The 12913-nt window shown below is 74.6% G+C and carries 11 protein-coding genes; 2 read left to right on the forward strand and 9 right to left on the reverse strand.

What is annotated here, in order from left to right; translation table 11 throughout:
• The 7 genes from CCN56_RS18870 to CCN56_RS18900 form a co-directional block, all read right to left on the reverse strand.
• A partial coding sequence (locus CCN56_RS18870) for an alpha/beta hydrolase (RefSeq protein WP_143664556.1) occupies positions 1-910 on the reverse strand: 910 nt, incomplete at its 3' end.
• The gene (locus CCN56_RS18875) at positions 907-2067 is read right to left on the reverse strand and encodes an alpha/beta hydrolase (RefSeq protein ID WP_086828330.1); all 1161 of its coding nucleotides are present in this window, start codon (positions 2065-2067) and stop codon (positions 907-909) included. The genes CCN56_RS18875 and CCN56_RS18870, both read right to left, overlap by 4 nt.
• On the reverse strand, positions 2052-4400 hold the full coding sequence (locus CCN56_RS18880; protein WP_256962040.1) for an MMPL family transporter: 2349 nt from the start codon (positions 4398-4400) through the stop codon (positions 2052-2054). Before CCN56_RS18880 ends, CCN56_RS18875 begins: the two co-directional genes overlap by 16 nt.
• A gap of 3 nt (positions 4401-4403) precedes the next feature.
• The gene (locus tag CCN56_RS18885) at positions 4404-5504 is read right to left on the reverse strand and encodes an NAD-dependent epimerase/dehydratase family protein (RefSeq protein WP_086828332.1); all 1101 of its coding nucleotides are present in this window, start codon (positions 5502-5504) and stop codon (positions 4404-4406) included.
• Positions 5501-7267 (reverse strand): FAD-dependent monooxygenase, encoded by a 1767-nt coding sequence (locus CCN56_RS18890; RefSeq protein ID WP_107484182.1) that lies wholly within the window; start codon positions 7265-7267, stop codon positions 5501-5503. Before CCN56_RS18890 ends, CCN56_RS18885 begins: the two co-directional genes overlap by 4 nt.
• The gene (locus CCN56_RS18895; protein ID WP_256962041.1) at positions 7264-7950 is read right to left on the reverse strand and encodes an HAD family phosphatase; all 687 of its coding nucleotides are present in this window, start codon (positions 7948-7950) and stop codon (positions 7264-7266) included. Before CCN56_RS18895 ends, CCN56_RS18890 begins: the two co-directional genes overlap by 4 nt.
• Complete coding sequence (locus CCN56_RS18900) at positions 7947-8939, reverse strand: ScbA/BarX family gamma-butyrolactone biosynthesis protein (RefSeq protein WP_086828334.1); 993 nt, start codon at positions 8937-8939, stop codon at positions 7947-7949. The genes CCN56_RS18895 and CCN56_RS18900 overlap by 4 nt, the downstream gene beginning before the upstream one ends.
• A gap of 297 nt (positions 8940-9236) precedes the next feature.
• Here CCN56_RS18900 and CCN56_RS18905 point away from each other — a divergent pair, with 297 nt between their 5' ends.
• Positions 9237-10172: an AfsR/SARP family transcriptional regulator gene (locus CCN56_RS18905; RefSeq protein WP_179199901.1), complete on the forward strand. Its 936-nt coding sequence runs from the start codon at positions 9237-9239 to the stop codon at positions 10170-10172.
• Positions 10173-10222: 50 nt separating this feature from the next.
• On the forward strand, positions 10223-10642 hold the full coding sequence (locus CCN56_RS18910) for a DUF3151 domain-containing protein (RefSeq protein ID WP_086828342.1): 420 nt from the start codon (positions 10223-10225) through the stop codon (positions 10640-10642).
• Between the two features lie 12 nt (positions 10643-10654).
• On the opposite strand, the gene CCN56_RS18915 is transcribed toward CCN56_RS18910, so the two are convergent.
• Entirely contained in the window at positions 10655-12148 is a 1494-nt protein-coding gene (locus CCN56_RS18915; protein WP_086828337.1) for an MFS transporter, read from the reverse strand.
• 44 nt (positions 12149-12192) lie between these two features.
• Positions 12193-12913, reverse strand: a 721-nt coding sequence (locus CCN56_RS18920; protein ID WP_143664558.1) for an aminotransferase class I/II-fold pyridoxal phosphate-dependent enzyme, incomplete at its 5' end; no start/stop codon positions are given.

Here is a 12913-nt window from a genome sequence, read left to right on the forward strand (position 1 = left end):
CCGCCGCTTCCTCGCCGCCTACGCGGTCTGCCAGCAGGGCGGCGAGGAAGCGGCGGTTGGTCTCGCCGGTGACGCCGACGGCGGCCCAGCCGGTCAGGATGAGCCCGTCGACGTCCCCGAAGGAGGCGGCGACGGTCTCGGCGACCAGTGCCCCGCTGGAGTGCCCGGCGAGGAAGACCTTCCCGAAGCGGTACGGGGTCTGCCGGGCGCCCATCGTGTACGTACCGGCGCGGAGTTGTCCGACGACCTGGTGGGCGATGTCGGCGTGTGCCCCGCTGCACGAGGCGAAGCCGTCGGGGATGTCGCTGCTTCCGTAACCGAGCCGGTCGATCGTGACGGAGGCATGGCCCCGGCGGGCCAGTTCCCGGACGTGGTCGCGACCCTCGACGTTCAGGCGCCAGATCCACTCGCCGGTGTTGGTGCCGTGGACGTACAGGGTGACCGGGGGCCGGCCGGCACCTTCGAGGAGCGCGCGGGGGGCGGTGAGATGGCCCCGGACCGTGTACGTACGCCCGTCGGTGGTGCACTGGCTCTTCGTCCGGTTGACGTTGCGGACGACGAAGGAGACCGGCAGGTCGACGGGTTCGGCGGCGGTCGTGTCCCGGGCCCGCGTACCTCCGGCGGCTTCGGACGGGGCCGGGGTCCGCGCACTCCCGGCGGCTTCGGACGGGGCCGGGGTCCGCGTACCCCCGGCGGCCTCGGACGGGGCCGGGGGCACCGTGACCCGCTGCTCGGGACCCGCCGCCGTTCCGGTCGGTTCGGCGACGGCGACGGTGGCCACCAGCTCGCAGGCCACCATGACGACCGCCCCCGCGAACACGGCGGCACGGACGGCCGCGGCCCGCAGGCCGCGGCGCCGTCGACGCGCGGGGCGCGCGGGGCGCGCGGGTGCGGAGGTGCCGGTGTTCACGGCGTGAGTCCCTTCTTTTCGAGCCAGTCGGCGAGGAAGTCGTGGATCCGCGGCGCCCCGCGCTCCAGCGCGAGGAAGTGGCCGCTGCCACGGGCGGTGAGGAGCGTGGTGTCGCCCGTCCCCGTGAACCGGGCCCGGTGCTCGGAGCCGCCCCGGACCCTGCGGTCCTCCGCGCCGAAGACCAGCGCCACGGGCACCCGGATGCGGTCGAGGTGCCGGGTGTCGACCAGGACGCCCTCCAGCTGCGCGGCCTGCTCGCCGCAGGAGTGCCTGCTCTGCCGGGCGAGCGCCACTTCGAGGACCCGGGGGTCGGTGTCGGCGAAGCCGCCCTGCGCGAACTCGCGCGGGCCCGGGTCGAGATGGACGTACCCCACCGGGTCGTCCGGCTCGACCGCCGGGACTCCGCCCTGCATGCAGGAGGTGAGGGCGGCGAAGAACCGGGCGTCGTCCTCGTCGGTCAGACCGCTGTCGCTCCAGCCGGTCAGCACGAGTCCGTCCACGTCGTGGAAGGAGTACGCGGCGATCTGCGCGATCTGCGCGCCCCGGTCGTGCCCGGCGAGCGCCACCTTCCCGAAGCGGGGCGCGGTGGCCCGCCCCTTCACCGTGTACGCGCCCGAGCGCAGCCGTTCCACGATCTGGTGCGTCATGTCGGCGGCCCCGCCCAGGCAGAGCTGCCGGCCGTCGGGCCGGTCGCTGGCCCCGTACCCGACGCGGTCGAAGGTCAGCGAGATCTGGCCGCGGCGGGCCATCTCCTCGCTGTGGTGGTAGCCGGGCACGTCGACGCGCCAGTACCACTCTGCGGCCTCGAACCCGTGCTGGTAGACGGTGACCGGGAGCCTGCCGGGGCCCGGGCGGTCGAGCAGCCGGGCGGGGGCGGTGAGGTGGCCCCGGACCGTGTACGTACGCCCGTCGGTGTTGCAGGCCAGGACGGACCGGTTGCGGTTCACCACCCGGAACTCCACCGGAAGGTCGACGATCCCCTCGGCCTTCATCCGCTGCGCCGTACGGGCGCGGGCCTGCCCGGCGTCGTACGAACGCCCGGCGGCCGGCTCCGGCGCGCCGCCCCCGTCCTCGCCGAGCGCCCCGGCGACGGGCAGTCCGCCGAGCACCGCGGCGACGGCGAGCCCCAGGGCCGCTCTCCTCAGACCTCTGCCCATGTCCGCGTCCCTCCTTGTTCCCCGCGGGTCCGGTCGGCCGGATCAGCCGGATCGTCCGGGCCGCTCCGGTCGTCCTGACCGCTCCGGTCGGGTCCCGCTTCCGTGTCCGCCCCGGCGCCCGCCTCGCTCAGTCCGAAGCGCGCGTGCAGCCGCCGCAGTCCGGCCGGGGCCCACCAGGTGGCGCGGCCGCCGAGGGCCATCACCGAGGGCACCAGGAGGCACCGCACCAAGGTGGCGTCCATGACGACCGCGAGGGCCACCCCCGTCCCGAGCACCATCGTGTTCGTGATGCGGGACCAGCCGATGGCGACGAGCACCACGGCGAGGATCAGCGCGGCGGCGGTGACGATGCCGCCGGTCCGCCGCAGGCCCCGCTCCACGGCGGCCCGGTCGCCGGCGCCCCGGTCGCGCTCCTCCTTCATCCGGGCGAGCAGGAACACCCCGTAGTCCATGGAGAGTCCGAAGGCGAGGCAGAACATCAGGACCGGGACCGTGGTGTCGACGAACCCCGTCGGCGTGAAGCCGAGGAGCCCGGACAGCCGGCCGTCCTGGAAGACCCAGACGACGGCGCCGAACATCGCGGTGAGACTGAGCGCGTTGAGCGCGACCGCCTGGAACGGGATCAGCACGCTGCCAGTGAGCAGGAAGACCAGGAGCAGCGTCGTGACCACGACGAGCGCCAGCGCCCAGCCGAGCCGTCCCGTGATGCTGTCCTGGGTGTCCACCAGCGCCGCCGCCTGTCCGGCGGGCCGCGCCTGGACTCCGGGGGCGGTACGGATCTCCCTTATGTCCCGGACCAGTTGCTGGCTGCGGGGCGAGACCGTCTCCACCCCGCGCACCGGGACGACCTGGATCCAGGCCACCTCGCCCGACTCGCGCAGGGCGTCGACGGGGGTGCGCGGCTCGGTCCTGCGGCCGTCGGCGAAGACGCCCGCCGGGGTGCGCACCTCGGCGACGTCCCCGAGTGCGGAGACCTTCGTCGCGTACGCGGCGACGGCCTCCCCGGACTCGCCGGCCCTGACACCGGTGACCAGGACGTCGACGACCGCCGTCTCGCTGCCGTCGAACCGCTCCCGGATGATCTCCTGAACGGTGCGCGGTTCGGCCCCGGCGGGCAGTTGCCGGTCGTCGGCCATGCCGAACTCGGCGCGCAGGAAGGGCAGTCCGAGCAGGACGAGCAGGGCGAGCGAGCCGGCCGCGAAGACCGGTGCGCCCCGGCCGGTGACCGTCCGGGTGAGCCGGGACCAGGCCCGGCTGCCGCCCTGGGCCGTCCCGGCGCGGTCGCGGCCGAGGAGCCTGCGCAGCGGGCGGACCGGGTCCAGGGCGTCCACGCGGTGGCCGAGGACCGACAGCAGCGCGGGGAGCACGACCAGGGCGGCGGCGGCCGCGATCAGCACCACCGACATGCCCGCGTAGGCGAAGGACCGCAGGAAGAACAGCGGGAAGAGCAGCAGGGCCGCGAGCGCGACGGAGACGGTGAGCGCGGAGAAGATCACGGTGCGCCCGGCGGTGCCCAGCATGATCCGTACGGCCTCCGGCACCGGCCGGCCGGCCGCGAGCTCGTCGCGGAAGCGCCGCAGCATCAGCAGGGCGTAGTCGATGGCGAGGCCGAGGCCGAGCGCGGTGGTCAGGCTCTGGGCGAAGACGGACACGTCGGTGTAGCCCGCGATCACCCAGAGGACCATGTTGGTGCCGGTGATGGCGACGATGCCGACGGCGAGCGGCAGCAGGGCGGAGACCGCGCTGCGGAAGACGAGGACGAGGACGAGGAGGGTGATCGGCAGGGCGAGCAGTTCCGACCTGACGAGGTCCTCGGCGATGGTCGTCTCGACCGTGTTGAGGATCTCGCCGGTCCCGCCCGCCCGGACGGTGAGCCCGTCGTGCGGGCCCCGGTAGGTCTCGGCGAGCCGCTTCGCCGCCCGGCCCACCGCCGCCTCGTCGCCGTCGATGTGGGCGGCGATCAGGGCGTAGCGGCCGTCGGTCGACTTCAGCGCGTCCGAGCCGCTCTGCCAGTACGACACGACGCCGCTGACCGCGCCCTCGTGGGCGAGGCGGTCGGCGAGCCGCAGTCCGGTGCGGGCCGCCTTCCGGTCGTTGACGCCGTCGGGGGCGTGCGCGAGCAGCACGAAGTTCGGGCTGCCGGCGGGGAAGTGTTCCTCCAGGACGTCGGCGGCGAGGGCGGACGGGGCCGACGGGTTCTCGGTGCCCTGTCCGGCCCGGAGGCGGTCGGCGGCCCCGGAGCCGAGGACCGCCGAGAGCACGACGAACAGCAGGGCCGCGAGGAGCACGGCCCGCGGGTTCCTCGACACGGCGGCGGCGAGCGGACGCAGCACGGCTCACCGCCTCCCGGAGGGGGCGGCGTCGGCCGGGAGCTGCCGGCGGCTCCGGTGCCAGGCGGCCTGGTCGGCGAGCGTCTGCTCCAAGGGCCGGAAGACGACGCCGAGTTCCCGTCGGGCGCGCTCGGAGGAGAACCGGGCCCGGTCCCCCTCGGTGAGCGTCCTGATGCCGGTGCGGGTGGCGACGGGGGTGCCGCCGGTCAGCCGGGCCTTCACCTCGGCGAGCCCGGCCACGCCGTGGGCGACGGCGGCCGGGATCGGCCGGGGCACCGTGCCGGTGCCGGCGGCCCGCACGATCCCGCGGCAGATCTCGTCCAGGGAGTGCCAGGAGCCGGCCACGACGTACCGCCTGCCGCTCTCTCCGCGCAGCGCGGCGGCGATCAGGGCGCCGGCCACGTCGCGGGCGTCCACCACGTGGTTGCCGACGCGTGGCAGGGCCCGGACCGCGCCGGAGGCCACCGCGAGGAACAGCCGTCCGGCGGAGGTGGGCGCCTGGTCGCCGGGGCCCCACATCCAGCCGGGGAGCACCATGGGGACCCGTACGCCGTCCGGGCCCTGCCGTTCGGTGAAGGCCCGCACGACGGCCTCGGCCCTGACCTTGCTCGCCCGGTAGGCGTGGGGCTGGTCGGGGGAGCCGTTGGGCGTGGACTCGTCGGCCGGGCGGCCCCGGTGGGCGTCGGGGTCGAGCGCGCCGGTGGAGCTGGTGTGGACGACGGTGCGGACGCCGGAGTCGGCCGCCGCGCGGAGGAGTTCCTCCACGGCGGTGACGTTGGTCCGCAGGAGCAGTTCCCGGTCGGCGTTCGGCTGGTAGTACTCGCGGAAGTAGGCGGCCAGGTGGAACACGGCGTCGGCGCCCGACAGGGCGGCGGCGAAGCCGGGGACGTCGGTCACGTCGCCGCGGACGATCCGCAGGTCCGGATGGGCGGGCAGCACCCGCCGGGCCCGTTCCTCGTCGCGGACGACCGCTCGCACCTCCGTGCCCCGGTCCAGGAGGGCGGTGACGACGGCGGTGCCGAGGAGCCCGGTCGGTCCGGTCACCACCGCGGTGCGCAGGGCCGCGTCCCCGGGAAGACCCGGGGACGCGGGAGACGGCTCGGTCATGCGCCGTCACTCCCCCGCCGGGCGCCGGCCGCGGGCGCGGGCTCGGACGCGGCGTCGGCGCCGGTGTCGGCGTTCTCGGTGCCCGTGTCGGGCCGCACCGTCGGTACGTGCCGGAGCAGCTCCCGCCAGCGGGTCGCCGTGGCGAAGGCGGCCGTCACGCCGTCCGGGCGGACGTAGAGCACCAGGGGCGCGTCCGGTGCCCAGCGGGTGAACAGGGGCTCGCTCTCCACGGCGACGGCGTACCGGACGCCGGGCTCCGCACCCCCCTCGGCGACGCCGTCCCCGTCCCGTCCCGCGAGCAGCAGGACGTCGATCTGCGCGGCCAGCGGGGACTGCCGCACGGACCGCAGGAGGCGCCCGGCGGTGTCGGCGGCCGTGCCCGTGGGCGTACCGGAGGTGACGACGAGCAGGGCGTGGCGGCCCGCGGCGAGGAAGCCGTGGGCGGTCCTGGTACGGGTGCCCGCGAGGGGCTCCCAGGCGGTGTCGGGCAGACGCCGGCCGGCCTCCGGCCGGGGGCCGGGGGCGGGCCGGGCGCCGCCCACGGCGTCCAGGTCCCCCGGCACCGCCGGACTGGCCGTCAGATCGGGGGCGATCTGCGCCAGTTCGGGGACCAGCTTGCGGTCCAGAGCGCCGCTGCGGGTCGCCAGGGTCAGGACCAGGTCCCGCACGGCCCGGCGCGGTCCGGACCTCAGCATCCACAGCCGGGTCTGCCGGTCGGAGTTCCGCAGGGCCCGCAGGGCGGCGGGCCGCCGCTCGGTCTCGTAACTGTCGAGGAGCTCGGGCGCCGCGCCCCGGGCGACCGCGGCGAGCTTCCAGCCGAGGTCGAAGCCGTCCTGCACCCCGGTGTTGAGGCCCTGCCCGCCGGCCGGGCTGTGGCAGTGCGCGGCGTCGCCGGCGAGGAAGACGCCGCCGCGCCGGAAGGTCGCGGCGACCTTGGTGTGGACGCGGAAGGTGGATCGCCACCAGGTGCGTTCCAGGGACCAGCCGGAGGGGCCGCGTTCGTCGAGGTGGCGCTGGAGTTCCCGCTCGTCGGGCGGCAGGGTCTCGCCGACCGGTTCCCGGTCGAAGAAGATCCGGTGGCCGCCGCCGGGCAGCGGCACCACCACGAGCACCCCGTGCGGGGTGAGGTGGTACTGGACCTCGTCCTCGGGCAGCCGGCCGCCGTACTCGCCGTCGCCGAGGAGGAAGTCCCGCGCGTAGGAGCCTCCTTCGAAGGGGATGCCGACCGCTTCCCGTACCCGGCTGTGCGCGCCGTCGGCGGCGATCAGATAGCGGGGCGCGAGTTCCTCCGTGCGCTCGCCGCGGCGCGCGGCCAGGGTGACCTCGGCCGTGGCGTCGCCGCCGGGCGGGACGGTGCACAGGCCGGTGGCCTCGGTGTTCCAGTCGACCTGGCCGCCTAGTTCGAGCAGCCGCTCGTACAGGACGCTCTCGGTGACGGACTGCGGCACGCACAGCGGTGCGGGGAACGCGGTCCCTTCGAGGGCACCGAAGCGGACCGCGCCGACCTGCCGGCCGCGGGACCAGTAGCTCGCGCCGGCCAGCGCGAGGCTCCGGTCCCGCAGCTGCCCGGCGACCCCGATGCGGCGCAGGATCTCCAGGGCGCCGCTCCACAGGATGAGGGCCTTGGGTTCGGACGCGGGCCCGCCGCGCCGGTCCACGACGCGGCACTCCACGCCGTGCTGGAGGAGGGTGCAGGCGGTGGCGAGACCGGTCGGTCCGGCCCCGACGACGAGGATGTCGCCCGCCTTCGCTGTGATGCTCATGCCGTGCTCGTCCTCGTCGGGTAGGCACCGCGCTCGTCGAGCAGGGCGTCGACCGCCCGCAGGGTGGCGCCGGTGGTGGTGAAGCCGATCGTGGTCATCCCCCGGGCCTCGGCCGCCGCGCAGTTCTCCGCCAGGTCGTCGACGAAGAGGCACTCCTCCGCGGGGACGGGGAGCCGGTCGAGGAGCCGCCGGTAGATCTCGGGATCGGGTTTGCGGACGCCCTCGGCGGAGGAGTCCACGACGGTGTGGAAGATCTCGTCGAGGGGCAGGCCGGCGCGCCAGCGGGGGCCCCACTCCTTCACGTTGTTGGTGAGGAGGGCGATGAGGTAGCCCGCCCGGTGGAGCTCCCCGAGGCGCTCGACGAGGGGTTCGTTGACGAGCCGGGCGCGGAACCACAGGTCGCCGAAGGGCACCCCGCCGAGCAGTTCGAGGCCGGGCGAGCCGGGCAGGTGGCGCAGCACGCGGAGGACCATCTCCTCCTCGGTGCACCGGCCGGTCTCCAGGTCGGCCATGGGCGAGCGCCCGTCGACCCGGGTCGCCGTGGCGAACGCGGCCTGGAGCTGCTCCAGGGGGACGCCGACGGTGTCGGCGAACGCCGCGAACGTCTCGTGGAGCGGGTTGGTGAGGACACCGCCGTAGTCGAGGACGACGGCGCGGATCCGGGGGGTGGCGGCGCCGCTCACTGGGCCACCTCCAGCTTGAGGCCGGCGACGGTCCGGTCGCGCTGCTCGAAGTCGACGACGACGGGGACGACGAGCGTCCCGAGGGTCTCGTCGTGCCGCAGCTGCTCGACGCGGGCGACGGCCCGGGTCGGGAGGTCCAGCTCGGCGAACTCCCGGAAGTCGACGTCCACGCTGACCACCTGCAGTCCGTCGGGCGCGATGCCGTGGAGGTGGGCGACGGCGCCGGTGGCCAGCTGGCGGGCCGCCTCCAGGAGCAGGTTGCCCGGGATGTGGTCGAGCCGGTGGTCGAAGAGGTGAGGGTGGCTCTGGTCGGCCACCACCATCGACGCCATCGCGCTGTCCCCCGCGGACAGCGGCTGCGTGATCACCACGTTGTACGGATTGCGGCGCCCGACCGTCGACGGGTCGGCCCGGACGTACTCGGGCACGAGGCTGCCGGTGCCCTCGACGCCGGCCCGCTGCCGGGTGCGGAGCGCCTGGTAGACCGACTTGGAGAAGAAGGCGAGGCCGCCGTCGATGCTGATGGCCTGCTCGCCGTCGATGGCGAGCGAGCCGGTGAAGTCGAGGGCCTGCACCCGGCCGTTGCGCTTGCGCTGCGGCAGGCAGGTGAGGGTGACGACCGCCTCGGCGGGCCGGTCGCCGGTGCGGACCGCGGTGAGGTCCGTCAGCCGGGTCCGCAGGCCGCGGAAGATGAAGGACTCCTCCAGGGGGACGTCCTCGTAGCGGTGGGCTATGTAGACGCCGGACTGTCTGATGACCTCCAGGAGGAGCAGGAAGTCGTGGGCGCCGGCGGTCTCGCCGATGATGTGGGCCCGCGGCAGCTGCGCCGCCACGTCGAAGGTCTCCTCCCTCCCCGGTGCGGGACGCGAGTCGGTGAGGAAGACCTCGGCCACGGCGGCGCGGTGGACCATGGCACGCGGCACCGTGGCGTCGTAACGCAGCGAGGGTCGCGCGGGAGTCGATGCTTGTGTATCGGCCGTGCTGGTCATGGTGTCTCCCCGTTCGGGTAGCCGGACCTGCGGAACCCTGCACGAAGGCACTGGAAGACACGCTGGAAGATCCCGTGAAGGAAGAAGGAAGGGACACGAGCGACACCCGGCCCTGTGATCCACCTCTCAGGATCAGAGGTTCCTCACCGCGTCAAGGGGCCGGAAGTCACTTGTTCACCAAAACTCCCTGGGGTAACCGATCGGTAACACGTAGCGTCGACCTTGTCGCACAGGTGCGCCACCGTGCCGTTGGCCAACATGCCCGCGGCAAGCCGCCCGGCGCACCGGAAGGGTGATATGTCCAGCGTTCTCTTACGCCACACCGGGCCTGACCGGGACAGCGGAAAGCCCCGCCTCCACCTGACCCTGTTCGGGCCCCTCCAGGGTCTCGTCGACGGCACCCCCCTCGAACTGGGGCCGCCCAAGCAGCAGGCCCTCCTGGCCGTCCTGCTGCTCCGGCCCGGACTCACCTCGGGACCCGAGCTGCTGACCGGCGCACTGTGGGGCGACGAGCCTCCCGCCTACGCCAAGAACCTGCTCCAGAAGTACGTCTCCGGTCTCCGCGCCGCGTTCACCGCCTTCCCCGCCGCCGACACGGGGGAGCCGGGGCGCGTCACGCCCGAGATGCCGAGCATCGTCTGGACCTCCGGCGGATACCGGCTGCTGACCGGCGACGCCTTCGTCGACCTCCAGGAGTACGAGCGTCTGGCCGCCGCCGGAACGGCCTCGGCGCTCACGGGCAACCTCCACGAGGCCGCCCGCTACCTCGACGACGCCCGCATCCTCGTCACCGGCCCCCTCGCGGAGGGGATCGAGGCCCCGGCCCTGGCACGGGAGCGGGTCTACCGGGACGAGCGGTTCCTCGCCGACATGGAGCTGCGCACCGAGATCGAGCTCGACCTCGGCCGGCACCGCAACGCCGTCCCGTACCTCTACTTCCTCCTCCACCGCCACCCGCTCAGCGAGCGCCTCGTCTGGCTGCTCATGCTCGCCCTGTTCCGCGCCGAGCGCGGCGCGGAGGCGCTCCGTCTCTACCGGGACTACCGCCACCGCACCACCACGGAGCTCGGCACCGAACCGGGCCGCGCCCTGCAGGACCTCCAGCGGCGGGTGCTCGACCAGGACCCCTGTCTGATGACCCTGCGGACGCTCTCCCCGTCCGGCCCCGCCCAGCGCACCACGAAGGGCAGGGGCAGGAACAGGGCGTCCGCGGAATCCGAGTGCAGCCGCTGACCGGCGAACGCCGCTCCTTCGGCGCCGGTTCCCGGTGGCAGACTGCACGCATGGACATTCACCAGAACCTGCTGAGCGGGCCGAACCCGACCTATCTGCCGGAGAACCAGGAGGCGAACCGCCTGCTCGTCGAGGAGTCGAAGCCGCCGGTCGAGGTCGTCGCCGCGCACCCCACCTTCTCCCTGGCCTGGGCCCTGCTCGCCGACGAGGCGTGGGAGGCGGGCCGCGTGGTCGAGTCGTACGCCTACGCCCGCACCGGCTACCACCGGGGTCTCGACGCGCTGCGCCGCGCGGGCTGGAAGGGCCACGGCCCCATCCCCTGGGAGCACGAGGCCAACCGCGGCTTCCTGCGCTGCCTGGCCGCGCTCGCCCGCGCCGCGGGGGCGATCGGTGAGCAGGACGAGGCGGAGCGCTGCGGTCAGTTCCTGAAGGACAGCAGCGCGGAGGCGTACGCCGAGCTCTCGAAGTAGCGCCGCCGCGGGTCAGGAGGCCGCGTCCCGCCGCCCGGGGTCGAGCGGCGGGGCCTGCACTCCGCAGTGGACCTTGCACTCCGGGTGGCAGTCCGCCGCCTCGGCCGGGGTCCGCATGGTCGTCCAGGCGAGGGCCGCGCCCACCACCAGGATCCCCGCACACATCGGCATCGCCCGCCGGAACGTCTCCCCGAACTCCTCCGCCGAGCGGTACGCCTCCGGGCCCATCCCGGCGAGCAGCGGCAGCGCGGCCACCGCGATCAGCCCGGCCGCGCGGGCGGCGGCGTTGTTGATGCCGCTCGCGAGGCCCGCCCGGGACACGTCCACCGAAGCGAGGACGGTCGCGGTCAGCGGGGCCACGAGGGTCGTCATGCCGAGCCCGAGGACGAGCATGGCGGGCAGCACATCGGTCACGTACGAGGCGTCCTCCCCGACCCGCAGCATCAGCAGCATCCCGCCGGCGCACAGCAGCGGCCCCACCGTGAGCGGGATCCGGGGCCCGATCTTCTCCCCCAGCTCCCCGGACTTCGCGGAGAGCAGCAGCATCAGCACGGTCGTCGGCAGCAGCGCCACACCGGCGCCGAGCGCCGAGTAGCCGGCGACCACCTGGAGCTGGAGTGCGGCCAGGAAGAAGAAACCGCCGAACGCCGCGTACACGCACAGGGTGACCAGGTTGACCGCCGTGAAGAGGCGGGAGCGGAAGATCGACGGGGGCACCATCGCCCGCTCCCCGCGCCTCCGCTCCACCACCACGAACCCGGCGCCGACCACCACCCCGGCCACCCCGGCCCACCAGGCCGCGCCGATCAGCGCGTACGTGACGAGCGCGAGCGCCGCCGCGCCCAGGACCGCGCCGAGCACGTCGAAGCGGCCGTGCGCGGTCTCGTCCCGCGACTCCGGCACGTGCCGCAGGGCGACCGGCACGCAGATCGCGGCGAGCGGCACGTTCAGCAGGAACACCCACCGCCAGCCGGGCCCGTCCACCAGCCAGCCGCCCACGAACGGCCCGATCGCCGCGCCCACCCCGCCGAAACCCGACCAGAGCCCGACCGCCCGCGCCCGGTCGTCCGGGTGGAAGCTCGCCTGGATCAGCGCGAGCGAGCCGGGCGTGAGCAGCGCCCCGCCGACGCCCTGGAGGGCGCGGGCCGCGATCAGCACCCCGGCGTTCGGGGCGAGCCCGCACAGCAGGGAGGCGAGGGCGAACCACACCACCCCGACGACGAAGACCTTCCGCCGCCCGAACCGGTCGCCGAGCGAGCCGCCGAGCAGGATCAGCCCGGCCAGGGTCAGCATGTAGGCGTTGACCGTCCACTGGAGGACGGCGAGGTCGGCGCCCAGGTCCTCGCCGATGTGCGGCAGGGCGACGTTGACGACGGTCGAGTCGAGCAGCGCCATCCCGGACCCGAGGACGGTGGTGAACACGATCCACCGGCCGGTCCCCGAAGCCATCCGCACGTCCCGCACGCCCGTGCCCGCACCCGCACCCGCACCCGCACCCGCACCCATGCCTGCATGGTCCCGCGAAGCCCGGGCTTCCGCCCCCCGACGGCTCAGACCGTACGCAACCGGTTCGCCGCCCTGACCAGCGCGTCCACGCCCCGCTCGGCCTTGTTCCGGGGGCAGCCGACGTTCAGCCGGACGAAGCCGGGCGTGCCGTACACCCCGCCCGGCATGATCGCGACCTTCTCCACCGCCACGAGCTCCTCCTGGAGCCGGGTCTCGTCGATGCCGAGCGGCCGCAGGTCGATCCAGGCCAGGTAGCCGGCCTGCGGGGGCGCCCAGTCGACCTCCGGAAGCCCGTCCGCGAGGCGCTTGCGGAGCATGTCCATCGTCCCCGCCACGTATCCGCGCAGCTCGTCCAGCCAGGGAGCGCCCTGCCGGTACGCGGCGATGTGGGCGGTCAGGGAGAGCACGGCGGGCGAGGCGAGCCCCTCGCCGGTCTCCATGCGCCGCACGAAGGCCTCGCGCTCGTCGGGGTCGCCGACGACGCCGTACGAGCCGGAGAGCGCCGGGAAATTGAAGGCCTTGGTGCCGGAGGTGACCAGGGCCCAGCGGCGGCCACGACCCGGCTCGGCGATCCGGGTCCAGGGGACGTGCCGGTGGCCGTCGGTCGTCAGGTCGGCGTGGATCTCGTCGCTGACGACGGCGGCGCCGTGCCGCTCGGCCAGCTCGGCGAAGGCGGTGAGCTCCTCCTCCGTCCACACCCGGCCGGTCGGGTTGTGCGGGGAGCAGAGCAGCAGCATCCGGCTGTCCGGCCGGGCCAGCTCCCGC

The sequence above is a fragment of the Streptomyces sp. NRRL B-24572 genome (genome assembly GCF_002156145.1).
In the GTDB taxonomy this organism is placed as follows: domain Bacteria; phylum Actinomycetota; class Actinomycetes; order Streptomycetales; family Streptomycetaceae; genus Streptomyces; species Streptomyces vietnamensis.